The sequence below is a fragment of the Streptomyces sp. NPDC048484 genome, from assembly GCF_040651415.1.
Lineage (GTDB): Bacteria > Actinomycetota > Actinomycetes > Streptomycetales > Streptomycetaceae > Streptomyces.
On sequence record NZ_JBEZJY010000020.1, the window covers coordinates 35,234 to 60,297 of the forward strand.

The 25,064-nt window shown below is 70.8% G+C and carries 24 protein-coding genes and 4 pseudogenes; 11 read left to right on the top strand and 17 right to left on the bottom strand.

The genetic code is table 11. From position 1 onward, the window contains the following. The first annotated feature begins 60 nt into the window (after positions 1 to 60). A complete protein-coding gene (locus AB0D14_RS21070; protein ID WP_362781191.1) occupies positions 61 to 900 on the top strand; it encodes a pentapeptide repeat-containing protein in 840 nt (279 codons plus the stop codon). Positions 901 to 999: 99 nt separating this feature from the next. Further along, positions 1,000 to 1,725 carry a DUF2470 domain-containing protein gene (locus AB0D14_RS21075; RefSeq protein ID WP_362781193.1) on the top strand — a complete coding sequence of 242 codons (726 nt, stop codon included), beginning with the start codon at positions 1,000 to 1,002 and terminating at the stop codon, positions 1,723 to 1,725. A 30-nt stretch (positions 1,726 to 1,755) separates the two neighbouring features. On the opposite strand, the gene AB0D14_RS21080 is transcribed toward AB0D14_RS21075, so the two are convergent. From AB0D14_RS21080 to AB0D14_RS21100, 5 genes and pseudogenes are all read right to left on the bottom strand, one after another. Next, entirely contained in the window at positions 1,756 to 2,829 is a 1,074-nt protein-coding gene (locus AB0D14_RS21080) for a hypothetical protein (RefSeq protein WP_362781195.1), read from the bottom strand. Between the two features lie 141 nt (positions 2,830 to 2,970). Next, positions 2,971 to 4,191: an aromatic acid exporter family protein gene (locus tag AB0D14_RS21085; protein WP_362781196.1), complete on the bottom strand. Its 1,221-nt coding sequence runs from the start codon at positions 4,189 to 4,191 to the stop codon at positions 2,971 to 2,973. Between the two features lie 81 nt (positions 4,192 to 4,272). Beyond that, entirely contained in the window at positions 4,273 to 4,767 is a 495-nt protein-coding gene (locus AB0D14_RS21090) for an FBP domain-containing protein (protein WP_362781198.1), read from the bottom strand. Between the two features lie 230 nt (positions 4,768 to 4,997). Continuing rightward, positions 4,998 to 5,219, bottom strand: a pseudogene (locus AB0D14_RS21095) (PAS domain-containing protein); the annotation flags it as partial. Positions 5,220 to 5,269: 50 nt separating this feature from the next. Further along, on the bottom strand, positions 5,270 to 5,656 hold the full coding sequence (locus tag AB0D14_RS21100; protein ID WP_362781199.1) for a hypothetical protein: 387 nt from the start codon (positions 5,654 to 5,656) through the stop codon (positions 5,270 to 5,272). Positions 5,657 to 6,033: 377 nt separating this feature from the next. Between AB0D14_RS21100 and AB0D14_RS21105 the strand changes: the two are divergent. The 3 genes and pseudogenes from AB0D14_RS21105 to AB0D14_RS21115 all read left to right on the top strand — a co-directional run. Beyond that, positions 6,034 to 6,171 (top strand): annotated as a pseudogene (locus AB0D14_RS21105) (aminoglycoside phosphotransferase family protein); the annotation flags it as partial. Positions 6,172 to 6,239: 68 nt separating this feature from the next. Further along, on the top strand, positions 6,240 to 7,598 hold the full coding sequence (locus AB0D14_RS21110; RefSeq protein ID WP_362781201.1) for an ROK family transcriptional regulator: 1,359 nt from the start codon (positions 6,240 to 6,242) through the stop codon (positions 7,596 to 7,598). 86 nt (positions 7,599 to 7,684) lie between these two features. After that, positions 7,685 to 8,008: a hypothetical protein gene (locus AB0D14_RS21115; protein WP_362781203.1), complete on the top strand. Its 324-nt coding sequence runs from the start codon at positions 7,685 to 7,687 to the stop codon at positions 8,006 to 8,008. Between the two features lie 69 nt (positions 8,009 to 8,077). Here AB0D14_RS21115 and AB0D14_RS21120 read toward each other — a convergent pair whose 3' ends face one another. From AB0D14_RS21120 to AB0D14_RS21130, 3 genes and pseudogenes are all read right to left on the bottom strand, one after another. Beyond that, positions 8,078 to 9,055: an SDR family NAD(P)-dependent oxidoreductase gene (locus AB0D14_RS21120; protein WP_362781204.1), complete on the bottom strand. Its 978-nt coding sequence runs from the start codon at positions 9,053 to 9,055 to the stop codon at positions 8,078 to 8,080. Between the two features lie 413 nt (positions 9,056 to 9,468). Beyond that, positions 9,469 to 10,134, bottom strand: a complete 666-nt coding sequence (locus AB0D14_RS21125; protein WP_362781206.1) for an HAD family hydrolase — start codon at positions 10,132 to 10,134, stop codon at positions 9,469 to 9,471. 105 nt (positions 10,135 to 10,239) lie between these two features. Then, a pseudogene (locus AB0D14_RS21130) lies at positions 10,240 to 11,279 on the bottom strand (PHP domain-containing protein). Positions 11,280 to 11,376: 97 nt separating this feature from the next. Here AB0D14_RS21130 and AB0D14_RS21135 point away from each other — a divergent pair. The 4 genes from AB0D14_RS21135 (at position 11,377) to AB0D14_RS21150 (ending at position 13,490) form a co-directional block, all read left to right on the top strand. Next, positions 11,377 to 11,613 (top strand): hypothetical protein, encoded by a 237-nt coding sequence (locus AB0D14_RS21135; protein WP_362781207.1) that lies wholly within the window; start codon positions 11,377 to 11,379, stop codon positions 11,611 to 11,613. 357 nt (positions 11,614 to 11,970) lie between these two features. Further along, positions 11,971 to 12,333, top strand: a complete 363-nt coding sequence (locus tag AB0D14_RS21140; protein WP_362781209.1) for a hypothetical protein — start codon at positions 11,971 to 11,973, stop codon at positions 12,331 to 12,333. A gap of 3 nt (positions 12,334 to 12,336) precedes the next feature. Then, positions 12,337 to 13,116, top strand: coding sequence for a hypothetical protein (locus AB0D14_RS21145; protein ID WP_362781210.1), 780 nt, complete (start codon positions 12,337 to 12,339; stop codon positions 13,114 to 13,116). Positions 13,117 to 13,118: 2 nt separating this feature from the next. Continuing rightward, positions 13,119 to 13,490 carry a peptidase inhibitor family I36 protein gene (locus tag AB0D14_RS21150; protein ID WP_362781362.1) on the top strand — a complete coding sequence of 124 codons (372 nt, stop codon included), beginning with the start codon at positions 13,119 to 13,121 and terminating at the stop codon, positions 13,488 to 13,490. A gap of 142 nt (positions 13,491 to 13,632) precedes the next feature. Here the strand turns inward: AB0D14_RS21150 and AB0D14_RS21155 are convergent. The 4 genes and pseudogenes from AB0D14_RS21155 to otr(A) form a co-directional block, all read right to left on the bottom strand. Continuing rightward, a pseudogene (locus tag AB0D14_RS21155) lies at positions 13,633 to 14,508 on the bottom strand (glycoside hydrolase family 16 protein); the annotation flags it as partial. 243 nt (positions 14,509 to 14,751) lie between these two features. Further along, a complete protein-coding gene (locus AB0D14_RS21160; RefSeq protein ID WP_362781212.1) occupies positions 14,752 to 15,366 on the bottom strand; it encodes a VanZ family protein in 615 nt (204 codons plus the stop codon). Between the two features lie 254 nt (positions 15,367 to 15,620). After that, on the bottom strand, positions 15,621 to 16,271 hold the full coding sequence (locus AB0D14_RS21165) for a DUF4230 domain-containing protein (protein WP_362781214.1): 651 nt from the start codon (positions 16,269 to 16,271) through the stop codon (positions 15,621 to 15,623). A gap of 245 nt (positions 16,272 to 16,516) precedes the next feature. After that, the gene (gene otr(A), locus AB0D14_RS21170) at positions 16,517 to 18,472 is read right to left on the bottom strand and encodes a tetracycline resistance ribosomal protection protein Otr(A) (protein ID WP_362781216.1); all 1,956 of its coding nucleotides are present in this window, start codon (positions 18,470 to 18,472) and stop codon (positions 16,517 to 16,519) included. Between the two features lie 274 nt (positions 18,473 to 18,746). Here otr(A) and tuf point away from each other — a divergent pair, with 274 nt between their 5' ends. After that, the gene (gene tuf / locus AB0D14_RS21175; protein ID WP_362781217.1) at positions 18,747 to 19,940 is read left to right on the top strand and encodes an elongation factor Tu; all 1,194 of its coding nucleotides are present in this window, start codon (positions 18,747 to 18,749) and stop codon (positions 19,938 to 19,940) included. A 4-nt stretch (positions 19,941 to 19,944) separates the two neighbouring features. Here tuf and AB0D14_RS21180 read toward each other — a convergent pair whose 3' ends face one another. Beyond that, on the bottom strand, positions 19,945 to 20,325 hold the full coding sequence (locus tag AB0D14_RS21180; protein ID WP_362781218.1) for an anti-sigma factor antagonist: 381 nt from the start codon (positions 20,323 to 20,325) through the stop codon (positions 19,945 to 19,947). A gap of 342 nt (positions 20,326 to 20,667) precedes the next feature. After that, positions 20,668 to 21,618: an NADP-dependent oxidoreductase gene (locus AB0D14_RS21185; RefSeq protein WP_362781220.1), complete on the bottom strand. Its 951-nt coding sequence runs from the start codon at positions 21,616 to 21,618 to the stop codon at positions 20,668 to 20,670. Between the two features lie 70 nt (positions 21,619 to 21,688). Between AB0D14_RS21185 and AB0D14_RS21190 the strand changes: the two genes are divergently transcribed. After that, the gene (locus AB0D14_RS21190) at positions 21,689 to 22,723 is read left to right on the top strand and encodes a helix-turn-helix domain-containing protein (protein ID WP_362781222.1); all 1,035 of its coding nucleotides are present in this window, start codon (positions 21,689 to 21,691) and stop codon (positions 22,721 to 22,723) included. Between the two features lie 39 nt (positions 22,724 to 22,762). On the opposite strand, the gene AB0D14_RS21195 is transcribed toward AB0D14_RS21190, so the two are convergent. The 3 genes from AB0D14_RS21195 to AB0D14_RS21205 form a co-directional block, all read right to left on the bottom strand. Continuing rightward, positions 22,763 to 23,329 carry a TetR/AcrR family transcriptional regulator gene (locus AB0D14_RS21195; RefSeq protein ID WP_362781223.1) on the bottom strand — a complete coding sequence of 189 codons (567 nt, stop codon included), beginning with the start codon at positions 23,327 to 23,329 and terminating at the stop codon, positions 22,763 to 22,765. Beyond that, the gene (locus AB0D14_RS21200) at positions 23,326 to 23,688 is read right to left on the bottom strand and encodes a DUF1304 domain-containing protein (RefSeq protein ID WP_362781225.1); all 363 of its coding nucleotides are present in this window, start codon (positions 23,686 to 23,688) and stop codon (positions 23,326 to 23,328) included. The genes AB0D14_RS21195 and AB0D14_RS21200 overlap by 4 nt, the downstream gene beginning before the upstream one ends. A 122-nt stretch (positions 23,689 to 23,810) precedes the next feature. Further along, positions 23,811 to 24,998, bottom strand: coding sequence for a helix-turn-helix domain-containing protein (locus AB0D14_RS21205; protein ID WP_362781227.1), 1,188 nt, complete (start codon positions 24,996 to 24,998; stop codon positions 23,811 to 23,813). Between the last annotated feature and the right edge of the window lie 66 nt (positions 24,999 to 25,064).

The following is a 25,064-nucleotide window of genomic DNA, read 5'->3' on the forward strand; positions in this document are numbered from 1 at the left end:
CGGGCAACCGCCGGCAGACCCCCTGATCGGGCTGGGCGCATGCTGCGTAGGGTGGGAGTCATGCGAGACGAACCCGCCAGTGCGGCACCCGCCCGCGCCGAACTGCAGGCGGACTGTGCCCAGTGCTTCGGGCTGTGCTGTGTCGCGCTGCCTTTCGCCGCCTCGGCGGACTTCGCGATCGACAAGGCCGCCGGCAGTCCGTGCCAAAACCTCCGGACGGACTTCGGCTGCGGCATCCACACGGAGCTGCGGCAGCGAGGCTTCAACGGCTGCACGGTCTACGACTGCTTCGGCGCCGGCCAGAAGGTCTCGCAGGTCACCTTCGGTGGTGAGAGCTGGCGCTCGGGCTCCCGGGACGACGCACGGCTGATGTTCGACGTGTTCCGGACCGTACGGCAACTGCAGGAACTGCTCTGGTATCTCACCGAGGCGCTCGGCCTGCCGGCGGCCCGCCCGATCCATCCGGAACTGCGCCGCGCTCTCGACCGGACCGAGTCGCTCACCCGCCAGGCGCCGGAAGAACTCGCCGAGCTGGACGTGGCGGCGGTCCGCGAGGACGTCAACGTCCTGCTGCTGCGCACCAGTGAGCTGGCCCGTGCCGGTCTCGGCCGGGGCAGGAAGAAGGAGCGCCGCGGCGCCGACCTGATGGGTGCCCGGCTCAAGGGTGCCGATCTGAGGGGCGCCAACCTCCGCGGCGCGTACCTCATCGCGGCCGACCTGACGGGCGCGGACCTGCGCGGCGCGGACCTGATCGGCGCCGACCTGCGAGACGCCGACCTCACGGACGCCGACCTGACCGGGGCCCTCTTCCTCACCCAGCCGCAGCTCAACGCCGCCAGGGGCAGCGCCGGCACCAGGCTTCCGGCCTCATTCACCCGCCCCGGTCACTGGACACCGTGAAGCCGACTGTGACGAAGGTGCCGTGACCGGCGCCGTGTGGTTGGCGTACACCTCGATCTTCGGTAGGTTAGGCAAGGCTTACCTAAGGGAGGTTTTGGGATGGGTGACCGTCACAGCTGGACGGCCGTACCGGCCATGGCGCAACGTGCCAGGTCGGTGCTCGCCGCCGCGTGGTCCTGCGCGGTGACCGCGGAAGGCGGTCGGGAGGAGTTCATCGGCGTACACACCGTCGCGGAGGACGGCCGGGTACTGCTGCACCTGCCGGACGACAGCATGCTCACCACGGCCGCGATCTGCGCCCCACGGGGAGAGCCGTCCGCCGTACTGGAGTTCGCCGACGTCGCGCCCGTGCCCGTACGTGACCGTATCCGCGCGCGCCTGTGGATGGCGGGCTGGTTCGCGCCCGAGGACGGACATCTGACGTTCCGTCCGACACGCGCCGTGCTGCGCGAGCCCGGCGGGGCGGTCGTCGTCGACCTCGACGAGTACGCCGCCGCCGAGCCCGACCCGCTGGCCCTCGCGGAGGCCCACCTGCTCACCCACCTCGCCGACGCCCACCCGGACGCCGTCGAGCGGCTGACCCGCCTCGTCGAACCGGACAGCCTGCACGGGGCCGTCAGGGTGCAGCCGTTCGCCGTCGACCGCCACGGACTGACGCTGCGCATCGAGCGCGCCCGCGGCCACGGCGACGTGCGACTGCCGTTCCACCGGCCCGCCGACGATGTCGGACAACTCACCGAGCGCATGCACGTCCTGCTGACGCAGGCGAGCACCGCGAGCTGCCCCCGCGCGTTGCAGCGGCAGCGCACGGAAGGCGACAGGTGACACGGACAGGCTCTCCGGCTCCGGTCGGGCTCACCAGTCCCCGTCACCGACCGGCTTGCCCGGTGCGTCGCCCAGCGGCTTCACCTGACCGGGCGACGGCGGCTGCCACGGTGTGTGGTCGTCGCCGAGCCAGTCACCGACCGGCTTGACCGCGCCGAGCTGGTCCGTGGGGTCGAGATCCGCGGCGTCCTGGTCGTAGTAGTCGAACCAGGGCAGCCCGGCCCTGGTGTAGGCCGCGCGGTCGACGGGGGACGGCGGGGGAGCCTCACCCGTGATGCGCCGCCACTCGGGCGGTGTCACGAGGTGCACGAAGACCCGCCCGGCCGCGGTGGTCGACCAGTCGGACAACGGGCGGTCGTCCCGGTAGACCTCCTGGCGCATCGAACCGCCGACGCCGAGGCCCATCGCCGCCGGGGCCCGGGGCGGAGCGCCCGCGGGGGCCGGCACCGGACCGCCCGGCTGCGCCGCGGAACCGGGCGCGGCGGACATCATCGGAGCGGCGGCGCCGTAACCCCCGGAGGGCATCATGTTCCGGTTGCGCTCCGCCACCTCCGCCAGCCGGCGCTGCTCCTCCCGCCACGCGTGCAGTGCGGCGTCGTTCAGCGGGAACGACTGCAGCTGTACGCCGCCCCACACCTCCTCGCCGGTCACCTGGCCCTCGACCGTGGCGCCCAGCCCGAGGGGGACCGCCACGAACTGACGGACCGTGCCCTTCCCGGAGTTGATGCCGTCGAGCCACGGCTGACGGGGCAGCACCACGTAGTTCTGCGGATCCCGAGCGGGCCGGGGGGTCCACGGCTTGCCGGACACCGCGCACACCTTGCCGACGCCCACCTGCAGGGCCGCCGGCTGCGTCGTGCCGCCGAAGCTCAGCCACATGGCCTCGCGCAGATAGACCGGCAGCATCACTCCGCCGCGTGCCAGCCACTCGGCGGGCACCGTGTCCGGATACTCCTCCACACGCCGCAGCGGGAACTCGCCGAGTCCCGGGGGCAACGCGTGCGTGCCTGTCTCGGGCAGGCGCAGGGTGCGAATGAACCGGACCCGCACACCGCCCGGCAGAAGCAGTGAATTCCCGTCGATCCGCACGGTGCCGTCGGCCATCCGCACTCCTCTGTCGCCATGTGGGCCGTTGCCGGGTGGGCAAGCGGTCCTGTCGTCGCCATGCGGTACGTCACACGGCGCTCGGTACGTCACTTAGAACGACTCGACAGGGCCGGGCGGTTCCGTCGGGCCGTTCTCACGTCAAGGGCGCAGGTGCAGGCGCAGGCGCTTGCCGAGACGGTCCAGCCGGGGCATGCGCTCGCGCTGTTCGCGTGTGCAGCGGTCCAGTTCCTCCAGGAGCCGGTGGGAGCGGCGCTCCATGTCGAGCTCGTCGAGGATCCGGGTGACCTCGGTGACCACGGCGCCGTACAACTGCCACTGGTGCGCGTCCCGCTGCACCTCTGTCAGCAGGAGTTGCGCCAGTTTGTCGCGGGTGGCCGTCGCGGCGGTGAGTTCCGAGCTGAGCCGGGACTCCGCGGACTCGGCGCTGCGGCTGACGTCGGTGGTGACCAGCACCGCGAAGCTGACCACGGCGTCACCGACCTCGGACAGGAGTTGCTCGAACGTCGCCCCGATGTGCGACTCGAACAGCGGCTCGGGGGCGCGCTCCTTGGTGAGGTCGGTGAGAGTGCGCGTGAGCACCCGCAGGACCACCGTGCAGATCTCCAGCGTGTCGAGGCCGGTGCGCAGGACGACCCGGTGCAACAGCCCTTCCCGTACCCGCGGATTGAGGCGCACGCTGTCCTCGGCCTGTTTGAGGGCCGCGTCCACGTCGACGATGTCGTGGTCGAGCCGGCGTGCCTCGTGGAGTCTCTCGGCCGCCACGGCCACCGGCGTGTGGCCGGCCGCCTCCTCGCCGACATGCAGCATCAACCGCCGCATCCGGCGCGCCAGATCCTCGATGGACTCGCCGGCGGCGCCGACCCACACCGGGGGAGCGAACAGCAGATTGCAGCCGAGCCCGACCACGGCGCCGATCACCGTCTCCAGGATCCGTGCCCAGGCCGTGTCACCGATCCGTGTGACGCCCAGGACCAGCATGGCGCTGATCGCCACCTCGGGTACGAACTCGCTGACCCGCACCAGGTGTCCGACGGCCAGCGAGGCCAGGATGAGCAGTCCGAGGCTCCACCAGGTCAGCCCCACCAGGGCGCTGAAACCGATGGCGACGAGGACGCCGGCCACCACGGCGTTCACCCGCCGTATGCCGGTGGTGAGAGTGGCGTAGAGCGTGACCTGGACGACGAGGAGCGCCGTCAGGGGAGCGGTGAGCGGGGCGGGTCCGGGGCTGAACCGCAGGGCGACCACGTACGCCACCGTCGCGGCCGCCGCCGCCCGGACCGTCTGGACGATCACGGGTTCCTGGCGCCACTTCGTCACCCGGGCGGTACCGGCGGTCCACATCTCACGTACATCTCGCATCCCTGGGCACTTCCCGTTCGACAGCCGCGTCGAACGCGTCCGAAGGATGCGGCTGCGCCGATGAGACGGACCGCCGGTCGGTCAGGAGCGCAGACGGTCGAGGAAGGCGGAGAGATGGCCGGTCATGCGGACGATCTGCTCCTCGACAGTGAGGCTCTCCTCGAAGCGGGACCCGGACCCGGGCAGCTTCTTGCCGCGTACGTAGAGGGAACAGGCGAGGTCGGCGCACATGTAGATGCCGACCGAGTTGCCTTCGCGGCCGACCGGGCCCGCCTTGCGTGCCGTCATCAGGGAGACACCGTTTCCCGGATGGGTGGTCAGACACAGCGAGCACATGCTGCGGTGCAGGAAGCCCCGCTGCTGGGAGGGGAAGCGCAGGGTCACGCCCTCGGCCCTGCCGGACCGCTCCGTCACCAGATAGCTGCGGTCGGGTGCCCCGGGATCGCGCCAGCCCAGGAAGTCCAGGTCGTCCCACGGCCGGTCCGCCAGGTCGCGTGGTACCGCCAGCCGTTTGGCCTCTCCCTTGGAGCAGTTGACGAAGGAGTCGCGGATGTCCTGCTCGGTGAGCGGTTGCATGGTGGGGGTCTCCTGACGGGGCGTGGGCAGCGCGAAAGCAAAACCTAGGGTCACTAGGTTATGGCCTAGGCTACATAGCCGTTCTGGAGAGAGCCAACGGATTTTCGGGCGTCCCTTATGGCGGTTCTTGTGGCAGTCCTTTATGGCGATCCTTTGGGCGAGGGTTCGGTAGGAGCGACGGACGGCGGCCAGAAGCCGGGGGCGAGGACACCCAGCGGGGTCTGTCGGCGGACCGAGATCTGATAGCGGGAGCGGTGCCGCAGCCGCAGTGTCTGGACGATCCGCTCCACCTGCGTGGCGTCCTGGGGGCGGAACAGGTCCAGGGCGTCGCGGCCGCGGAGGCCTCCGGGCGACGCGCCGCATTCAGCCGCCATCGCCGGGTTGGCCACGGTGATCGTCCCATGGAGATCACACACCGCGATCGGCATGGGGACGCGGTAGAAGAGGTCGATGGCGCGGTTGCGTCACACCACCGCGGCCTCGGAAGGAGCGTCGGGCATCGCTACGCGTCGTCGCCGAGGTCCGCGTCGGGGCCGGCGTTCGAGTCCGTGTCCGACAGGCGGAGTGCGAGGGTGCGCAGGAGATCGGTGCTCTTGATGTCGGAACGGTCCGTGTCGTGGATGTCGGCGAGTTCCGAGAACAGGAACGCGAAAGCGCCGACCAGGGAGATGGCCGCGGGCATCAGGGCGTCGACGACGGCTTGGCCCGCCTCGGCCGGGGTCGCGTCGCCGGGGACCTCGACCGACGGGAAGACCTCGGTCACCAGCCTGCCCAGCTGAGCCTCGCCGGCGTCTATGTCGACCTCGGTGTCCTCGTTGAGCCTGCGCACCATTTCCTGGGTCTCGGTCAGGACGCCGATCGCTCGGAGGATGATCTCGCTCTGTTCCATGCGCCGGAGCCTATGCGTTCCGCTTGTTCCGCGGGGAAAGGGTGCGGGCGTTGTGGCCCGGGTGCGCAGTTCCCCGTGTTCCCGGGGGCGCAATGGGTCGTGGGGACGAAAGAGGTACGCGATTGTGTAGTGGTGTGGTGTGGTGTGAGGGGGGCTGGGGAGTGCCCGTGTCTACGTCTGCGGCGACGGTTCACGTATGGCACCCGGTGTGCGCGACGCCTTCCGTACCCTGTACCGGGACCGTACGCCCGATGCCGACGGGCGCGGCTTGTGGCGAGTGGCTCAACGGGCTGATGGCGGCGGGCCGTTACGTGGAGGACGTCTACACGGCCAGGTGGCCGACGGGACGACGCTGCGACAGGACAGGGTGGGGCGGCATGCCGAAGGAACGGGCCGGACGGATTCTGGAGGCGGCCGGGATTCCGGCGAGCCGCCTCGCGCACTGCCGTCCGCTCAGCGGCGGAACGTACAACACCGTCGAGGAACTGCTGCTCACCGACGGAACTCGCCCGGTGACCCTCCGAGCCGCTTGATCCAAGGCGTGAGTATCTTGCAGGCAGGGGGTCCGGCGGGAAGGAACCAGATGGCGGGGCGGCACGGGCGCACAGTGCGTGACCTGCGACGAGGAAATCGCACGGCCGTGCTGAGGCGGCTCTACTTCGACGGGCCGATGAGCCGGTTCGAACTCGGGCCGGCCACCGGGTTGAGCTCCGGTTCCGTCAGCAACGTCGTCGCCGCCCTCGTCGCCGACGGCCTGGTGGAGGAGGCGGGCAGCGTCGACTCCGACGGAGGCCGCCCCCGCATCCTGCTCCGGGTCGCCCCCGCCAGCGGCCACATGATCGGCGTGGACGTCGGCGAGACCCGCGTCCGCGTCGCGCTCTTCGACCTGGCCCTGACCGAACTCGCCCGTACGGAAAGGCCCTTGGAGCATCAGGGGTACGACGTCGGCGTCATCGTCGGCCACATCCGGGACGGTGTCGCGGAGGTCCTGGCCACCGCCGGCATCGCTCCCGAGCGCCTGCTCGGCGTCGGTATCGGCGTCCCAGGCATCGTGGAACGCACGGCGCCCGACGGCGCGGTGGTGCACGGTCAGACCATCGGCTGGCCGTCCGTCCCGCTGGAGTCCCTGCTCCGCGCCGCCTGCGGGCTCCCGGACTCTGTGCCGTACTTCACCGACAACGGAGCCAGGACCCTGGGCCAGGCCGAGATGTGGTTCGGCGCCGGGCGCGGGGCGCGCAACGCGGTCGTGGTCCTCTTCGGCTCGGGTATCGGCGCCAGTCTCGTCTCCGACGACGTGGAACTGGGCCGGGCCGTGGAATGGGGACACCTCACGGTACGGGTCAGAGGGCGCCGCTGCCGTTGCGGTGCACTCGGCTGTCTTGAGGCGTACGCCGGGGCCGGAGCCCTGCTCGAACGCTGGGAGGAGGCAGGGGGAGAGCCGCCGAAGGGCGTCGACGAGGAGACCGCCCTCGCCGCCATGCTCGCTGCCGCCTACCCTGCCGACGGAGGTCAGGCCGACGGCGCGGCTGCCGACGGTGCGACGGCCGCGGGCTCGGCGGCCACGGGTTTGACGGCCGGGGGCTCGGCGGCGACCGGCTGGGCCGCAGTGACCGGCTCGGCGGCCGACCCGGTGGCGCTGGCCGTGCTGGAGGAGACGGCCGAATACCTGGGCGCGGGGCTCTCCGACCTGGTCAACCTCTTCCAGCCGGAACGGATCCTCATCGGAGGCTGGGCCGGACTCCAGCTGGGCTCCCGCTTCCTGCCCGCCGTCCGCGCCCATGCCGTCTCGTACGCGCTGCGTCACCCGGCCGAGCGGGTCACGATCGAACTCGGTGCCCTCGGTCCCGACGCGGTCACGGTCGGCGCGGCGATCCTTCCGCTGGCCGACTTCTTCGCACGCGGCGGACGTCGCGCGGCCATGGAGGAGCGCGCTCCGCATTGACGCCCGGGGGTTTGCCGAGCCGTTTCGGCAGGTACCCGCACCCTGGCCGACAAGGCATTTTCGCCCGACGAGGAGGGGAGCGCACCGTGAGCGACTACGGGACCAGGACGCCCGAGGAGAACGACGGCCCCGTGCCCCGGGACCTGCCGGACCAGCAGGCGCAGGAAGGCGAGGACCCCTGGGACGTCGTCACGCCGCCCGAGTCCGGGCAGAGCGCGGGCTCCGAAAGGGGTTCCGACGGGGATTCCGAGGGGGATTCCGACGGGGCCGGTGCGGAGGCGGAGCCGGACACCGGCGTCCCTGACGCCGGCGTTCCCGACACGGACGAGGCGGGTACCGGCCGACAGGGTGACTTGGGCACGAGCACCGTGCATCCCGAGGACCCGGAGCCGGAGGAGTCCCCCGCCTGAGACGGACGCGAAGCCTCCGGCGGGTGCGATGTCTCAGGGCGAATCGGATGCGATGCCCCAGCTGATGTCTCAGGCGAAGGCGTCGACGCCGGTGAGTTCCGCCGAGAGGGCCCACAGGCGGGCCGCCGACGCCGGGTCGACCGCATAGCCGCGCACGCCGGCCCGTTCGCTGTCGGCCGGAGTGATCTCGGCGATGTCGCAGTCCTCGCAGTAGACGCCGCCGATGCCGGAAAGCTGTGGAGAGGTCGCCGCCCACACCTGGGTGGCCGCGCCCTGTTCGGGGGTTTTGAAGGCCTCGGGGTCGAGCAGGGCGCCGTTCTCGTCGATCCAGCCGCGCTCCACCATCTCCTCCTTGGCCAGGTGTCGCTGGAGCGGCGTGAGGATGCCGCCCGGGTGGAGCGAGAAGGCCTGGACACCGTGGTCCTTGCCGAATGCGTCGAGCTGGACGGCGAACAGGACGTTGGCTGTCTTCGCCTGCCCGTACGCCGCCCACTTGTCGTACTCGCCGCTGTTCCAGTGCGGGTCGTCCCAGCGGATGTCCGAGTTGTGGTGGCCCGTCGAGGAGACGGAGACGACACGGGCGCCGCCCGGGGCGATCGCCGGCCAGAGCCGGTTGACCAGGGCGAAGTGGCCCAGGTGGTTGGTCGCGAACTGGGCTTCCCAGCCGGGGCCGACCCGGGTCTCGGGACAGGCCATGATCGCGGCGCTGTCGATGAGGATGTCGATGGTGCGGCCAGAGGCGAGGAACCGGTCGGCGAACGCCCGGACGCTGTCCAGGTCGCCGAGGTCGAGCTCGTCCACCTCGACGCCGTCGATACCGGCAACCGCTTCCCCGGCGACCGCGCGGCGCCGCGCGGGAACGACGACCCGGGCGCCCGCCTTGGCGAGGGCCCGCGTCGTCTCCAGGCCGAGCCCCGAGTAGCCGCCGGTGATGACCGCCAGCTTCCCCGTGAGGTCGACACCGGCGAGTACGTCGTCCGCGCTGCTCCGACGTCCGAAGCCTGACCCGATCTTGTGCTGTGCAGTCCTGTGCTGTGCTGTGGTCATACGGTCGACGTTACGAATTGAAGCGCTCTCGAAGTCAAGCGAAGCCGGTCCCGGGCCGCACGAACCAGGGTCCTGGGCCGCATGAACGGGAAAGGCCCCGACCGGACGGGGGAATCGCGGTCGGGGCCGTCTGTGGGTGGCCACGGATGGCGGTCGCCTCTCGGCGGATTGCTCCACAGGGCTTCAGCCGAACGATCTTCCCTGTGGGCGGAAGGTGAGGCCCGGGGACACTGTCCCATCCGCACCCACACGTGATTTAACGGGAAACTACTGGGGAGTGTTCCCAGGTCGGAAAGGTGCAGGTCGTGATCTGCGTCACGGCCCGCCCGCTGCGGCAGCGCACGCGCCGCCCGACGCCCCCCGGTTCGGTTGCCCGTTCAGCCGTTCGGCTGGTCGGCTGGTTGGCCGTGCGGTCAGCCTCTCGGTGCCAGAGGGCTTCCGGAGAGTGACGCGAGGAGATGGGCCGGGTCCCGATAGACGGCGCTCGCGCCGGCCTCTTCCAGGTCGGCACGGGGGATGCCGCCGCACAACAGGCCCACGCAGCGAACACCCGCCCGGGCGCCCGCACGCATGTCCCAGACCGTGTCACCGACGAAGACCGAGTGCTCGGCCAGGGCCCCGACCAGCTCCAGGGCGTGCTCCACCGGCTCGGGCGCGGGCTTCCCGGCGTTCACGTCGTCGGAGCTCGCCGTCGCCCTGATGACGTCGTCGGCGTCGATGGCCCGTCGGAGCGCCCCCAGCTCCGGTCCGCCCGCGGAGGTGGCGAGGACGACCGCCCAGCCGTCACGGTCCAGCCGGCGCAGCAGGTCCCCGGCAGCCGGCAACGGGGGCAGCCGCTCGAAGTACGTGCCGTACAGGGCCTTGTGAGCGGCGCTGATCGTGTCGTCCTCCCCGGTGTCCCGCCCGTCGCCCAGCAGATGTGCGATCAGGTCGTCGGAACCGAGGCCCACCGCCCGGTGGACGGCATGCATCGACACGTCGTGTCCGGCCTGCCGGAACGCCTCCCACCAAGCCGTCACGTGCAGATGGTTGGTGTCGACGAGAGTGCCGTCCACATCGAACACGGCCGCCCGCTCCATATGTTGTCCCTTCGCCGCAAAATCGCGTTGTCGCGCTGTCCAAGGTCTCCAAGGTCTCCAAGGTCTCCGAGGCCTCAAAGGCCCCCGAAGTCCCCGAGTACCGCGTCAGCGAGTCCGCACGCCCGACGGCGTTACCCGATCTCGCGTCCAGGCCAGCAGCTCCTGCGCCGGCCAGGTGGTGACCACGCGCTCCGGCGGCACTCCGCATTCTTCGGCCCGCGCACATCCATAGGCCTGCCACCCGAGCTGTCCGGGCGCGTGCGCGTCGGTGTCCACGGAGAACAGCACACCCGCGGCGACTGCCCGGCGGAGCAGCCGTCGGGGTGGATCGAGCCGTTCGGGGCGGCTGTTGATCTCCACCGCCGTGCCCGTCTCGGCGCAGGCCGCGAACACGTCGTCCGCGTCGAACTCCGACTCGGGTCGCCCGCGCCCGGTGACCAGCCGACCCGTGCAGTGCCCCAGCACGTCGGACCGCGGATCGCGTACGGCGGCGACCATGCGGCGGGTCATCGCGGCGGCGTTCATCCGGAGTTTGGAGTGCACCGACACCACGACGACGTCGAGCCGGTCCAGCAGCTCCGGTTCCTGATCCAGGGACCCGTCGTCCAAGATGTCGCACTCGATGCCGGTGAGCAGCCGGAAGGGCGCCCAGCGTTCGTTCAGTTCCGCTACAACGTCCAGCTGTTCCCGCAGCCGTTCGGGGGACAGGCCGTGGGCCACCGTGAGGCGCGGCGAGTGGTCCGTGAGGACCGCCCACTCGTGCCCGAGCCGCGCCGCGGTACGGCCCATTTCCTCGATGGGGCTGCCGCCGTCCGACCAGTCCGAGTGCAGATGGCAGTCACCGCGAAGCAGCGCCGTCAGCTCCTCGCCGCCCTGGACGAGGGGGTCCTCGGCAGCCCCCCCTCCAGTTTCTCCAGATAGCCCGGGACCTGCCCGGCCAGCACCTCGCGTACCACCTGCGCGGTCTTCGGCCCGATGCCCTTGAGCGATTCCAGTGAGCCCTCGGCCGCCCTCCGGGACACCTCCTCGGCGGGCAGCCCCGTGACGACGTCCGCCGCCGTGCGGAACGCCCGTACGCGATAGGTGGGGGCCTGGGACCGCTCCAGCAGGAAGGCGATACGGTCCAGCGCCCCGGCCGGGTCCATGCCTCCAGCGTGGCCCAGACCGCCCGGCACCGCACGACGACCGACAGCTCCGCCCGGGCAGGCTTATCGGCGGCACGCCTGTGGAACCGGTGGGATCATGACTGAAATCGCCAGCCCGCACATCTCGCACCCGAGGATCACGGTTCTGGGCGTCCAGCCCGGTGATCCGCCCTTCCGCATCGTGGAGATCGACGGTGCCGTCGTCGGAGAGGCCAAGAGCTTCACGGATGTCCTGGAGGCCGCCGCGGCATACGGCATCCCGGTGCACGACGCGGACGACCCGGCAGTGGTCCGCTGGGTCGGCGGCGACAAGCTCACCTGGCACCTGCGGTAGGACCTGTCCGGTCGATCATGGTGAAGGGGAGCTGCGGTGCTTTGTGAGCGCAGATGTGCGCACCACACCCCGCGTCTTCGCCGTGATCGACCAGACAGGTCCTGGGCGCTTCTGATGGTTCTCCGCGGCGACGGCGCGTCCGGGTGAATCGTGCGAGGGGCGCGTTGACCAGCGTCTTCGCGCCGTTGTGAGCCGTCGCGGGCGGCGTGGCGCCACGCATCCGCGGACTCCGGGAGACGAGCACGGCCGCGCATGGGGCGATTCCCAGGAGGGAACTTTGATCTTGCCGGCCGCCGGTGATCAAGGCCCGGCCAGGTTCTCCACGGCTTGCCCCGCTCTCGTACGACAGGAGTCGCCATGTTCCGCCGCCTCGCCCTGCCCGCAGCCCTGCTCGTCGCCGTGGCCGCCCTGGGCGCCGCCCCCGCGACGGCCGCCCCCACCACTCCCGCCGCGGGCTCCGTGTGCTTCTGGACAGGGGCCGGACAGCACGGCACGTCCTGGTGCTACACACCACCGGGCTATACGGACGTACCGGAGTTCCTCCATGACAAGGCGTCCTCCTTCCGGTCGGACGCCGACACCGCCGTGTACGCCATCGACTGGGCCCGCGACACCTGCTACCACCGCCTGATCCGTGCGCACGACCTGGCCGACAACTGGGCCTGGGGCGCCAGAATCGACGGGGTGTCCGACACCACGATGGGCTGCGAGGTCGGCTGAGCCGTGCGATTCGCACGCGCACTGTGCGCCGCCGTGCTGGTCGCGCTGACGCTCGGCGGATGCGGAGCCACGACCACGGATGCCGAACGGGCGGGGCCCACCCTCCCGAGCGGCGAACGGGAGCGGGACGACCTCATCAGGGCCGCCCAACAGGTCCTCGTCGAACGCTGCCTGACCGTGCGAGGCCTGTCCTTGGAGCGAACCGCCCGCGAACGCCGGAAGGACGGGGCCGGCCGGGAGAGGACCCGCGACGAGGACCGCCGGCTCCAGGGCGCCCTCTTCGGCAGGGGTCGTCCCGAGCTGTCCGTCACCCTCCCCACCGGCTACACGGTCAAGGCGCACACCGACGGCTGCCTGGCCGCCGCCCAGCGTGAGCTGTACGGGGACGAGCGGCGCTGGTTCCGTACCCAGGTTGTTGTGAACAACCTCCGTACAGAGGCCCGGCAGCACTTGAAGAGAGACCCCGACTACCGCGCGGCGCACGCCCGTTGGGTCCGCTGCGCCGAACCCGCCGCGGGGGCGAGGCCCGACCGGCCCGACCCCGGGGTGGCCGCACAGTGCGCCCACGAGAGCGGCCTCGACGAAGTGCGCGCCCGGCTCGAACCGGTCCTGCTGGCCCGGGTCCGGGCGAAGCGGCGCGACCAGTTGACCACCTACCGGCAGCTGCGCTCCCGCGCACTGCACCGTGCGGCGCATCTGTACGCCACACGGACCGTCCCGGAGCCGACCGTTCCGGAGCGGACCATTCTGGACAACCGACAGAAAGGCAGTACCCCTTCGTGATCATCAAGCGCTTCGCCGTCTCCGCAGCCGCAGCCGTCCTCACGCTGAGCGGCGGCCTGGCCCTGGCCGCGCCCGCCGGCGCCGCGAGCTGCCCCAGCGGTGACTTCTGCGTCTGGGAGAACGCGAACTTCGCCGGTCAGCGGGCCAACTGGTCCGGTGACGACGGCTGGTGGGAAGGCTGGATCGCCGACACCGACTCCTCGTGGGCCAACCACGGCATCTCGGGCCCCGGCGTCAAGGACCACGTCCGGGTGTACGAGGACGCCTGGCAGGGCGGCGACATGACGATCTGTCTCACTCCGGGTCAGGAGGTCGGTTACAACGGCGTGGCGAACGACCGGGGGGACTCCCACACCTGGGCCATGAACTGCTGACGGCGCCCGGGCGCGCGTCCGGCACGTGACCCGAGGAGGGGAGTGGCACGCCCGGTGGGGCCGGGCGTGCCACGTGACACATGGGTCACATGACGAACGTGCGGCAACTTCGTCCACCAGGACCCCTGTCGCGGCACTAGCCCGTCGTCACCTTCACCTCGTCCACGACGAGCTGCTGCGGGAAGGTGGTCGAGCCGTCCGGGTCGCCCGGCCAGTAGCCGCCCACCGCGAGATTGAGGATCAGGAAGAACGGCTTGTTGAACACCCACTGCTTGCCGCCCAGATCGGCGGGGGTGCGCCGCTGGTAGACCGTTCCGTCCACGGACCAGGTGACCGCGTCGGGCGTCCAGTCGACGGCGAAGGTGTGGAAGGCGTCGGCGAAGGCCTGTCCGCCGGGCAGCGAGTAGCCGGCGCCGATGCCGCCGGACCCGGAGTAGCCGGGGCCGTGCAGGGTGCCGTGCACGGTCGAGGGCTCGAAGCCGACGTTCTCCATGATGTCGATCTCGCCCGAGTTGGGCCAGCCGACCTGCCCGATGTCGTTGCCCAGCATCCAGAAGGCGGGCCACATTCCCTGCCCGCGCGGTACCTTCAGCCGGGCCTCGACCCGTCCATAGGCCGTGGTGAACTTGCCGGAGGTGTTGAGGCGGGCCGAGGTGTACTCGCAACGCCCGTACCAGCATTGGTAGTTGTTCGGGTTCTCGCGGCGGGCCGTGATCACCAGGTGGCCCTGGCCGTCCAGGGCAGCGTTGTTGTTGCCGGCCGTGTAGTACTGCCGTTCGTGGTTGTTGACGTTGTCGCCGGTCTCGATCTGCCACTTCGAGGAGTTGACGGCCGAACCGGCGGCGCCGTCGAAGGTGTCCGAGAACGTCACCGCCGCGGCGGCACGCGGGGTGGGGGCCGCCGGCGGGAGATCCGTCCGCACCGGATCCGCCTGTGCGGGTCCGACTGCGGCGGATGCGAGGAGGACGGCGGACAGGGCGGCGAAGAGGCTTCTGCGGAGCAGGCGTGGGGAATCCACGACTTCTCCCTTCCGTACGGCGATCCCGTGGGGAGGAGCCGACTGAGGTGGGGGGTATGTGCTGCCTCTTGTTTTAAGGAGTGAAGTAAGGGCGCGTCAAGACTTTGGTACGGACCATTCGTTCACACCCCGGACCAGCCTTCACGTCCCCCCGCCTCGGCCCACGCACCGCCCGGTCCTTCCCGCGCCCCAGCCCTCCCACGTCCCTGGCCTCCGCAACCCCGCCCTCCCGTCGCCCGGCCTTCAGGCCTTCCGGTCGCGCCGCTTCGGGTGTACCGCGCGACTGAGCCGGCGGCCGAGGAGCAGATATCCGATGAGGGCCCCGGAGGTGTTGAGGATGACGTCGTCGATGTCGAAGGCGCGTCCGGTGATCAGCGCCCCCTGTACCACCTCGACCATGAGCATCGCTGTCGCGGTCAGCAGGATGACCCGCAGAATGCCGCGCGCCCCGGGTACCAGGGCGGGCAGCAGCACGCCGAAGGGGATGCCGAGAACGAGATTGCCGCCGATCTGCTTGAAGGCGTCCCGCAGTTCGGGCTGGTCCAGATAGGCGCGCAGTGAACGGCCCGGGTGGAAATTGCTGTGCGTCAGCGACACGGAGGCCGGTGACGGCTGGAGCGTGAGCCGGGCCAGCACGGCGGCGAACGCCACCATGGCGGCGAAGGCGATGAGCATGACCAAGAGGCGCACGACGAGGGGAGGCCGACGTCGCTCGCGTGGCGCCTGCGGGGGCCGACGGCCGGTCCTTCCACGGCGGAAGCGCGATTTCGTGGAGTGAGAGTCCGACTTCGTGGTGCCTGAGCCTGACGCGGAGCGGAATCGAAAGGTGGTGCGAGGTCGTAGCGCTGCGCGGGCCATGCAACCCTCCAGTTTTCAACTGTGTTTCGGTGAAGGCCGGTTACCCGTGAAGTGGCCGAAGATGCGGCGGGACCACGGTCGGTGATCTCGGGGTGATCGCAGGATGGTCCTGGGGCGATCTCGGGGTGGTCTCGGGGTGGTCTTGGGACGATCTCGGGGTGATGTGAATTGTTCGGTCCGGCCCGAGTGGAGGCCCTGAACGAACGCGCCCGCGAGCAGTCACGCGCTGCTCGCGGGCGCGGTCCTGCCGGGACTCAGGTCCCGTAGGTCACGCGTACCTCCTTGAAGCCGAGTGAGCCCAGCAGCCCCTTGAGCATGCCGGTGGTGTTCTCCTCGGCGCGGGCGGTCAGTTCGCTGTCCTTCGCAGCGTCACCGATGTGCCGGGCGGCGAGCCGCTGCACGGCCCGCTCGTCGTTCGGGTTGTCCGAGAAGACATCGCCGAGCCGGTCGAGGAGGCCGCGCTGCTTGGACACGGCGTACGAGTGGTCGGGGTCGAGTGCGGGCTTGCCCAGGGCGGCGTGGGGGAGCTTGATCGTGGCCGCCGTGCGGTCTTTGTTGACCTTCACATCCTTGTCGCGGATCTTTCCGAGGTCGACATAGGAGTCGACGGTGCCCGCACCCACGTACAGGGTGCGTTTGCCGCGGACCGCGTCCGGCAGATACTTGGTGTCTTTCTCCAGATCCACCACCACCTGGAAGTTGCCCGAGGCGGCGTCGTAACGGCTGATGTCCTGGATGGACTTGAGGAGCGTGGGCCCCGTCCGGTCGTGGGTTTCCTCGCCGAACACGTCGCCCAGGCCGGGCAGCAGGCTCCACCGCAGACCGGCGAAGAACACCACCAGAACCAGTACGACGGCACTCACGATCTTCGCCCATCCGGGCATGCGCTTAAGGGACGTCGTCATGTGGACCGCCCTCCTTCCTCCTTTCTTGTGCCCCTCAAATGCCTTGGCAGACAGTCTTGTTGACCGAATGGTTGATTCTGAAAGGATGTCGGCGGCCGACGGGTGCGTGGAATCTCGTCCGGCACGCCCCACCAGTACCTGGCGGCTGCCGGAGCACCACTGGCCCGTCCGCCTCCGTTCGCCCCGTTCGTCCCCGTCAGTCGCGTGAGCCCGGCCCGCGACCGGGCGGCCTCGCTCCGTACCGGCTACCGGAGCGGACGGTCCCCCGAGTGCCGCGACCACCAGACGCCCTCCCCGTGCGTCAGGCCGGGCAGCCGTAGTTCGATGTCGCGCACGTGCCGGGCGGGGACCTGGCCCGTGACCAGCCATGAGGTGCGGCCGCCCGTGGTCTCCCCGAACTCCGCGCCGCACACGGCGAGGCGGGCGGTGACGGCGGCGAGCGCGTCGAGGGGCAGTTCGGCCTCGAAGGAGTGGTACGGCTCGTACACCCGTGTTCCCGCGTGCTTCAGAGCGCGGTGCAACACCACCGGCGTGAGCCCGCGGAAATCGCCCGCCGTGCTCATCGGTGCGAGGAAGCCGGAGCGGACGAGCGTGACCCGGCAGTCGGCCAACGGCCAGCCGTGCGGCCCGCCGGTGAGCAGCGTGGCGTGCACCGTGTCCTCGATGGCCTGGTGGAAGGCGCGGGGCAGGGCGCCGAGTTCGGTCTCGTACGTGAAGACCGTGCCGCGGTCGCGCGGACCCGGCTCGACGCGAAGGCCGACCGTCGCCCAGAAACCGGTGTGACCGTGTCGCTGGATCTCCTCGTACGCCTCACCCGTGCCCGCCGGACGCTCCAGGCACCGGATCCGGCTCGGTTCGAACTCGGCCTCGATGCCGAAGTCCTGTGCGAGGGTCGCGGCGAGGACCTCCTTCTGCACCTCGCCGTACAGGAGCAGCGCGGTGCTGCCGGACGGCCCGGGCCGCGCGTGGATCAACGGGTCCTGGTCGGCCAGGGCCAGCAGGGCGGAGCGGAGCGACGCCGCCCGATCGGACTCCCGGGCGCGGACCACGGTCTCCAGGGTGGGGGCGGCGAACTGCGGGGCGCGGTCCGGGCCCCGGCCGAGGCGGTCGCCGACCCGGATGCCGTGCAGGCCGTTCACCGCGGCGATGTTGCCGGCGGTGAGCGGCCCCGGCCGGCCCACCACGTCGAGGCCGAGAGCCCGGCCGGGCACCTGCGTCTCCCCGCCGTCCGCCTCGCGCCGCAGGAAGGTGAGCCGTTGACGACGCGTCACCTCGCCCTCGTACAGGCGGAGATAGGCGGTCCGGCCGCCGTCGGGCCGGGTGCGTACGGCGAAGACCGTGCCGCGTGGCTCGACGGCGGCCGGGGAGGTGGTCGCCCCGGGTGCGGGGACGGGAGCCGGGTCGGGTGTCGGAGCGGGTGCCGGAGCGGGTGCCGGAGCGGGTGCCGGAATCAACCGGGGCAGGGCTTCGACGAGTTCGGCGATGCCCTGGCCGCCGAGCGCCGACCCGAAGAGGACCGGATGCAGGGAGCCGTCGGCGGTCCGTGCGGCGAGCGCCGCGCGGAGGTCGTCCGGAGTCGGCGGCGGCCCGTCCACGACCGCGGCGAGGATGCCGGGGTCCGCCTCGGCGAGCGTCTCCGTCGTACGCGGCTCGTCCACGGCGCGCGGTACGACCTCGGCGTGCGCCGTGCCGATGCCGCGTACACCCGTGAGCGGGACGAGGTGCGGGGTCAGCTTCCGCCGGATGTCGTCGAGCAGGCCCTCCTCCCGCGCGCCCGCGCGGTCGATCTTGTTCACGAAGACGAGTGTGGGCAGCCGGAGCCGCCGCAGGGTCTTCATCAGGACCCGGGTCTGGGCCTGTACGCCCTCCACGGCGGACAGCAGCAGCACCGCTCCGTCGAGCACCTCCAGGGCGCGTTCGACCTCCGCGATGAAGTCGGAGTGCCCAGGGGTGTCGATGAGGTTGATCTGTACGTCCCCGGCGGTGAAGGCGGCGACGGCCGAACGGATGGTGATCCCGCGCTGCCGCTCGATCGCGCCATCGTCCGTACGGGTGTCGCCGGCGTCGACGCTGCCGAGCCGGTCGATGACTCCGGTGTCGAAGAGCAGCCGCTCGGTGAGGCTGGTCTTACCGGCGTCGACGTGCGCCAGGATGCCGATGTTCAGGGTGCGCGAGGAGCGCGCGGTGTTCAGGGAATGCATGCGTGGTCGAGTCCTCGAGAACGGTCGTCCGATGGGGGCGAGGGGTTCCGAGGAATCGGCGCATGCGAGCTCCTGAGGTCGTGGAGTGGTCCGTGGCCATCATGGCCCGTTCACGTGGGTCGGCCGCAACCGGATTTCCCGTCCGTGGACACGGCGTGCGAACGGCGGTACCGAGTAAGTACCGAACAGGCGAGGAGAGCGACCGAGCGGAACGGACCGCGGAACAGACCGAGCGGAGCACGCTCGCGTCACCGGGTGATCAGGAGGGCTTGCAATGGCCAAGGCGAAGTTCGAGCGGACCAAGCCGCATGTCAACATCGGCACCATCGGTCACATCGATCACGGTAAGACGACCCTCACGGCGGCCGTGACGAAGGTCCTGCACGACCGGTTCCCCGACCTCAACCCGTACACGCCCTTCGATCAGATCGACAAGGCGCCCGAGGAGCGGCAGCGCGGCATCACGATCTCCATCGCGCATGTCGAGTACCAGACGGAGCGGCGGCACTACGCGCACGTCGACTGCCCGGGACACGCCGACTACATCAAGAACATGATCACGGGCGCGGCGCAGATGGACGGCGCGATCCTGGTGGTCGCCGCGACCGACGGCCCGATGCCGCAGACCAAGGAGCACGTTCTGCTGGCGCGGCAGGTCGGCGTCCCGTACATAGTCGTCGCCCTGAACAAGACGGACATGGTCGACGACGAGGAGATCCTCGAACTGGTCGAGCTGGAGGTGCGCGAGCTGCTCACCGAGTACGAGTTCCCGGGCGACGACGTCCCGGTCGTACGGGTCTCGGCGCTCAGGGCCCTGGAGGGCGACAAGCGGTGGACCGAGTCTGTCCTCGAACTCCTCGCCGCCGTCGACGAGTTCGTGCCCGAGCCGGTGCGCGACGTGGACAGGCCCTTCCTGATGCCGATCGAGGACGTCTTCACCATCACGGGCCGCGGCACGGTCGTCACCGGCCGCATCGAGCGCGGGGTGCTGAAGATCAACCAGGAGGTCGAGATCATCGGCTTCCACGAGGAGAAGACGAAGACGACGGTCACGGGCGTCGAGATGTTCCGCAAACTGCTCGACGAGGGCCGGGCCGGGGAGAACGTCGGGCTGCTCCTGCGGGGCGTGAAGCGGGAGGAGGTCGAGCGGGGGCAGGTCGTCATCAGGCCGGGCTCGGTGACCCCGCACGCCGAGTTCGAGGCGAGGGCGTACATCCTGTCGAAGGACGAGGGTGGCCGGCACACGCCCTTCTTCCACAACTACCGGCCGCAGTTCTACTTCCGCACGACGGACGTCACGGGGGTCGTGACGCTGCCCAAGGGCACGGAAATGGTCATGCCGGGTGACAACACGACCATGCACGTCCAGTTGATCCAGCCGATCGCGATGGAGGAGGGGCTGAAGTTCGCGATCAGGGAGGGCGGCAGGACCGTCGGGGCGGGCCAGGTCACCAAGATCCTCAAATGATCCCTCACAAGTGCCCCGAGGCGGCCTCCGGGCGCCCGAGGGCCTCGTCCATGCTCGACAGGGGTGGCATGAGCGCGGCGAGTTCGGTCACGCGCAGGATGCGCAGGGTCAGCGGATGGGTGCAGACCAGGTGCACCTGTCCGTCCTGATCGAGGACCCGGCGCCGGGCCCGGTGCAGCAGTCGCAGGCCCGAGCAGTCGAAGAACTCGATGTGCCGCAGGTCGAGGACGACCTGCGCGCCCGGGTGTCCCGTCGCCGCGTCCAGCACCGGAATGATGTCCAGCGCGGCGAGGATGTCGATCTCGCCGTGGAATTCCAGCACGGTGTGCCCACGGTTCTGGTGAACGCGCAGGTGCGGGGAGTGTGGCCCAGGATTGTCACGCACGACGACATCACCTCCATCAGGGTCACCGGGGACCAGGGCGACGTCGTGACGCGAGCATAGAGCCGACATGGTGCAGCGTGAGACCCCTCCGCTGTCCCTCACCCAGCAAGTTACCCTCGTTAGAGGGAATTTCAGCATGTTCGATTGACATATGTCTGCCATTTAGGGAAAGCGTCGCGCATTCAATGCGCCCCGCGGTGCGCCCCCTGGCGCCCCGGTGACCGCCTGATCGGCGCATACCCGTTCGCGGCCCCCTCCGCCCCGTCGAGGGCGGCCCGCAGCGTGACAGAACCGACGGTGCCCCGCGGCGTCATCAGGGACGCCACGGGGCACCGCGAAGACCTACCGCACCTGCAGAACCAGCTTCCCCACAGTCCTCCCGGTGTCGCCGAGCGCGTGCGCCTTCGCGGCCTCGGCCAACGGGAACACCTCGGACACCGTGGCGCGCAGCCTCCCCGCGGCGACGAGTTCGGCGATCGCGCTCATCCCGGCGTGATCGGCCTCCACGAGCAACTCCACCGCCCGCACGCCGAGCCCCTCCGCCTCCTCGGCGAGCTCCGGGGACCCGGACACCAGGATCGACACCAGCAGCCCGCCCGCCCGGAGCGTCCGCAGCGAACGTGAGCGGTAGTCGCCCCCGACGGTGTCCAGGACGACGTCGACATCACGCACGGCCTCGGCGAAATCGGTCTCCCGGTAGTCGATCAGTTCGTCGGCGCCCAGCCCCCGCAGGAACTCGTGCTTGCCCGAACTGGCCGTACCGATCACATACGCCCCCCGCTCCTTGGCGATCTGCACAGCCAGGTGCCCCACCCCGCCGGCCGCGGCATGGATCAGCACCCGCTGTCCCGGCCGGACGTCCGCCGTGTCCACCAGTGCCTGCCAGGCGGTCAGCGCGGCGAGTGGTACGGCGCCCGCCTGGGTGTGGTCGACCTCGGCCGGCTTACGGGCGAAGGCCCGCGCCGGCGCGGTGACGTATTCGGCGTGCGCGCCTACGCCATACGGGTAGGGCAGCATGCCGAAGACCTCGTCGCCGGGCCGGTGGATGCTGACGCCGAGACCGACGGCCTCGACGACGCCGGAGACGTCCCAGCCGAGGACGAACGGCGGCTCTCCGAGGAACATGCCGTTCGCCCGGTGCTTCCAGTCGGTCGGGTTCAGGCCCGCCGCGTGTACCCGGACCAGCACCTCGCTCGGCCCCGGCTTCGGGATCTCCAGCTCCACCTCCTTGAGGGCCTCGGGACCGCCAAGGACGTCCTGACTGATCGCGCGCATCGTGTTCGCAGTGCTCATGCGCCCCAGCCTGCCCGGCTTTCACGGCCGCGGAAATGGCATGATTGCCATTGTTCGATAGGATCGTGCCATGCGAGCCATGCTGCAGACGGACTGCGGGGAGCGCCCCGTCCCTTCCGGAACTCCCGGCCCTCCTGGGGGCCGGGAGTACGACGGACACGTGGAGCGAGTCGTCGTACTCGCCCTCGACGGGGTCTATCCCTTCGAACTCGGCATCCCCAACCGCGTGTTCGGCTCGGCCGAGGGCCGGTACGAGGTGCTGACCTGCACGGTCGACGGGCAGCCGGTCCGCACCAGCTCGGACTTCTCGATCACCGCCGAGCACGGCCCCGAAGCGCTGTGTACGGCCGACACCGTGGTCATCCCGCCTTTCGCGCTCACGAACATCAGCGCCGGCCTCCCCGGCCCGGTGGCCGACGCGCTCCGGGCCATCCGGCCGGACGCCCGGATCGTCTCCATCTGTACGGGCGCCTTCGTGCTGGCGGCGGCCGGGATGCTGGCCGGCCGCCGGGCGACGACGCACTGGCGGCTGGCCGGGCTGTTCCGGGAGATGTTCCCGGACGTGGACCTCGACGCCGACGTGCTGTTCGTCGACGAGGACTCCCTCCTCACCTCGGCGGGGGCCGCGTCCGGCGTGGACGTCTGTCTGCACCTCGTGCGCAAGGACCACGGCAGCGAACTGGCCAACCGGGTGGCACGGTCCTGCGTGGTGCCGCCCTGGCGGGACGGCGGTCAGGCGCAGTACATCGAACAGCCCGTGCCCGAACCCACGGCGGCGAGTACCGCGGCCACCCGGCACTGGGCGCTGGAGCACCTGGACGAGCCGCTGACCCTGGCCGAGCTGGCCGGCCACGCCCGGATGAGCCCGCGCACCTTCGCCCGCCGCTTCAATGACGAGGTCGCAATGAGCCCCGGCCGCTGGCTCATCCAGCAACGCGTGCTCAGGGCACGGCAGTTGCTCGAATCCAGCGATCTGCCGGTCGACCAGGTCGCCGGCGAGGTCGGCTTCGCCACGGGCACCTCGCTGCGCCAGCACCTGCACGCGGCGATCGGGGTGTCGCCGCAGGCGTACCGGCGTACGTTCCAGGCGAGCCGGCAGCCCTGACCCGCCGGGACTCCCGGCAGCCCTGACCCGCCCGGACTCCTAGGAGCCCGTGTCCCACGGGACCGAGTGCAGGGCCACGAGCAGGCGCCACACCTTGTGGGCGATCTCCTGCGGCGTGCCCTCGACGAGCCCGTGCAGCCAGTCGGCGAGGACGCCGGCGAAGGCCGAAGCGACGGCGGTGGCGACGAGAGGGGCTTCCGGCGCGCCGACGAGTTCGCGTTCGGCGAGGCTGCGGGCGCGCAGGTCCTGGTGGAGCACTCGCCCGAGTGGACCGCCGCCGCCCGGGCTCAACAGGGTGCGGTAGAGCGGGGCGTGCGGGGGCAGGTCCGCGAAGAACGCGAGCAGGGCGTCCGGCGCCGACCTGGGGTCGGGCCTGCCCCGCCACGCGTGGAGGGCGTCCACGGCGTCGCGTACGACATCGGCGCAGGCGTCGACGGCCAGCGCCTCCAGGTCGGCGTAGTGCAGATAGAACGTGGCCCGGCCGACCCCGGCCGCGCGCACCAGCGCCGCGACGCCGACCTCCGAGAGCGGCCGTCGGGCGCACTCGTCGAGGAGGGCCCGGCGCAGCTTGGCCCGGGTGCGTTCGGCTCGGGGGTCGGAGGTCACCGGGCGGCGAGGACGGCGGCGAGGGCGAGCGCGCCGGGCAGGGCCTGCGCGAACAGGATGCGGCGGTTCGCGGTGACCGTCCCGTACACGCCCGCGACGACCACGCACGCCAGGAAGAAGACCTGGGCGCGGAATCCCGTCGGGTCGTCGGAGACCAGACCCCAGACGAGGCCGGCCGCGAGGAAACCGTTGTAGAGCCCCTGGTTGGCGGCGAGCGGGGCGGTGGCCCGCGCCATCTCGGGGTCGAACCCGTGCAGCCCGCGCCCCGGCTTCCGCTCCCACAGGAACATCTCCAGCACCAGGATGTACGCGTGCAGGGCGGCGACCAGGCCGACCAGTATGTCGGCGAGCGTCTGCATCGGAGAGGGGCTCCTTCGGAACGGCTTCCTGAAACTTCCTGGACAGTTGTCCACTATACATGGGCACCTGTCCAGAAAGTTTCGGATCGCGCACGCGCACGCCCGGGCGGTCACTGTGAGCGTCAGCGCGCCGGGGCAGCCCGTCGGAGGTTGAGCGCGCGCAGGGCCAGCTGCATCTCGAACTGGGCCGTGGGGTCGTGGAGCCGGTCTCCGAAGAGTTCGTCGAGCTGACGCATGCGATAGCGCACCGTCTGGGGATGGACGGCGAGACGGGCGGCGACCTCGCTCGCGTTGTGGCCGCACTGGAGCCAGCTGAGAAGCGTCTCCGCGAGGCGCTCCCGCTGGGGCAGCCGGACGCTGTCCAGGGGACGCAGATGCCGGTCGGCCATCGCCTCCACCAGGGCCTCGTCGCGGAACAGCAACAGCGTGGCCAGGTGGTCCCGGCAGCGCACCATCTCCGTGTCGGGCAGCACACCCCGCCGGGCCAGGTCCAGCGCCTCGGTGGCCCACCGCAGCGACCGCGCCCCCTCCTGGAGCGCGACGTTCGGCCCCATGGCGGCCCGTAACCCCTGCAGCGCCGCCGCGACGGCACGCGCCCGCCCGGGGCCCTCGGGGTCGGGCACCACCAGCACCGCGGGCTGTGCGTCGAACCGTGCCAGGAACCCCGGCGGCAGGATGGGCGGCGGTCCCGCGGTCCGCGTCCCGCGGTCGATGACGACCACGGCCAGTGAGCGGGGCACGGGCCACTGCGCGGTGTGCGCGAGATCGGTGATGGCCGCGATCGACGCGGGCGGGTCCACGATCAGCAGATCGATCAGCCGCGTACGCCGCTGCCGCAGTTCGCCGACCGCGTGCAGCCGTGCCTCCGTGTATCCGGTCGTCGTCGCGGCCGCCATCTCGTCCATGTGCAGGAACAGCGCCTCCCCGAACGCGGCCAGCACATGACGAGGCAGCAGATCGGCGTCGACCAGGGCGTTGATCCGACGCCAGGCCACCCGCGCACCGAGACGCAGCGCCGACTGGAACGCGTCGAGACTGCGCCCCTCGTCCGCCTCGCCCCGGCCGATGCGCTGATACGTCGCCTTCACCGGCTCCCAGTCGGTGTCGGGCTTCGCCATCCGCTCCAGGAACCCCTGCAGGGCGTGGTCCACGCCCTGGTGCACGACCTGCATGTATGTGTCGTCCGTCGGCCGGGCGTACTCCGGGATCTCGGTTCTGATCGCCTGTACGACCTCTTCGGTGATGTCGGCGAAGAACGGTTTGAGCTGGTCGTGCAGACCCGAGGGGAACGTCTCGAACGGGCCGTCCACCGGCTCGACAGAGGCAGAGGCAGAGGCAGAGGCAGAGGTAGGGGCAGGGACAGTGACGGCTGCGGC

Bases quoted from the DNA above. Each gene is read 5' to 3' on its own strand.
- AB0D14_RS21070 (WP_362781191.1), top strand. From the start codon at position 61: ATGCGAGACGAACCCGCCAGTGCGGCACCCGCCCGCGCCGAACTGCAG.
- AB0D14_RS21075 (WP_362781193.1), top strand. From the start codon at position 1,000: ATGGGTGACCGTCACAGCTGGACGGCCGTACCGGCCATGGCGCAACGT.
- AB0D14_RS21080 (WP_362781195.1), bottom strand. From the start codon at position 2,829: ATGGCCGACGGCACCGTGCGGATCGACGGGAATTCACTGCTTCTGCCG.
- AB0D14_RS21085 (WP_362781196.1), bottom strand. From the start codon at position 4,191: ATGCGAGATGTACGTGAGATGTGGACCGCCGGTACCGCCCGGGTGACG.
- AB0D14_RS21090 (WP_362781198.1), bottom strand. From the start codon at position 4,767: ATGCAACCGCTCACCGAGCAGGACATCCGCGACTCCTTCGTCAACTGC.
- AB0D14_RS21100 (WP_362781199.1), bottom strand. From the start codon at position 5,656: ATGGAACAGAGCGAGATCATCCTCCGAGCGATCGGCGTCCTGACCGAG.
- AB0D14_RS21110 (WP_362781201.1), top strand. From the start codon at position 6,240: ATGGCGGGGCGGCACGGGCGCACAGTGCGTGACCTGCGACGAGGAAAT.
- AB0D14_RS21120 (WP_362781204.1), bottom strand. From the start codon at position 9,055: ATGACCACAGCACAGCACAGGACTGCACAGCACAAGATCGGGTCAGGC.
- AB0D14_RS21125 (WP_362781206.1), bottom strand. From the start codon at position 10,134: ATGGAGCGGGCGGCCGTGTTCGATGTGGACGGCACTCTCGTCGACACC.
- AB0D14_RS21135 (WP_362781207.1), top strand. From the start codon at position 11,377: ATGACTGAAATCGCCAGCCCGCACATCTCGCACCCGAGGATCACGGTT.
- AB0D14_RS21140 (WP_362781209.1), top strand. From the start codon at position 11,971: ATGTTCCGCCGCCTCGCCCTGCCCGCAGCCCTGCTCGTCGCCGTGGCC.
- AB0D14_RS21160 (WP_362781212.1), bottom strand. From the start codon at position 15,366: ATGGCCCGCGCAGCGCTACGACCTCGCACCACCTTTCGATTCCGCTCC.
- AB0D14_RS21165 (WP_362781214.1), bottom strand. From the start codon at position 16,271: ATGACGACGTCCCTTAAGCGCATGCCCGGATGGGCGAAGATCGTGAGT.
- tuf (WP_362781217.1), top strand. From the start codon at position 18,747: ATGGCCAAGGCGAAGTTCGAGCGGACCAAGCCGCATGTCAACATCGGC.
- AB0D14_RS21185 (WP_362781220.1), bottom strand. From the start codon at position 21,618: ATGAGCACTGCGAACACGATGCGCGCGATCAGTCAGGACGTCCTTGGC.
- AB0D14_RS21190 (WP_362781222.1), top strand. From the start codon at position 21,689: ATGCGAGCCATGCTGCAGACGGACTGCGGGGAGCGCCCCGTCCCTTCC.
- AB0D14_RS21200 (WP_362781225.1), bottom strand. From the start codon at position 23,688: ATGCAGACGCTCGCCGACATACTGGTCGGCCTGGTCGCCGCCCTGCAC.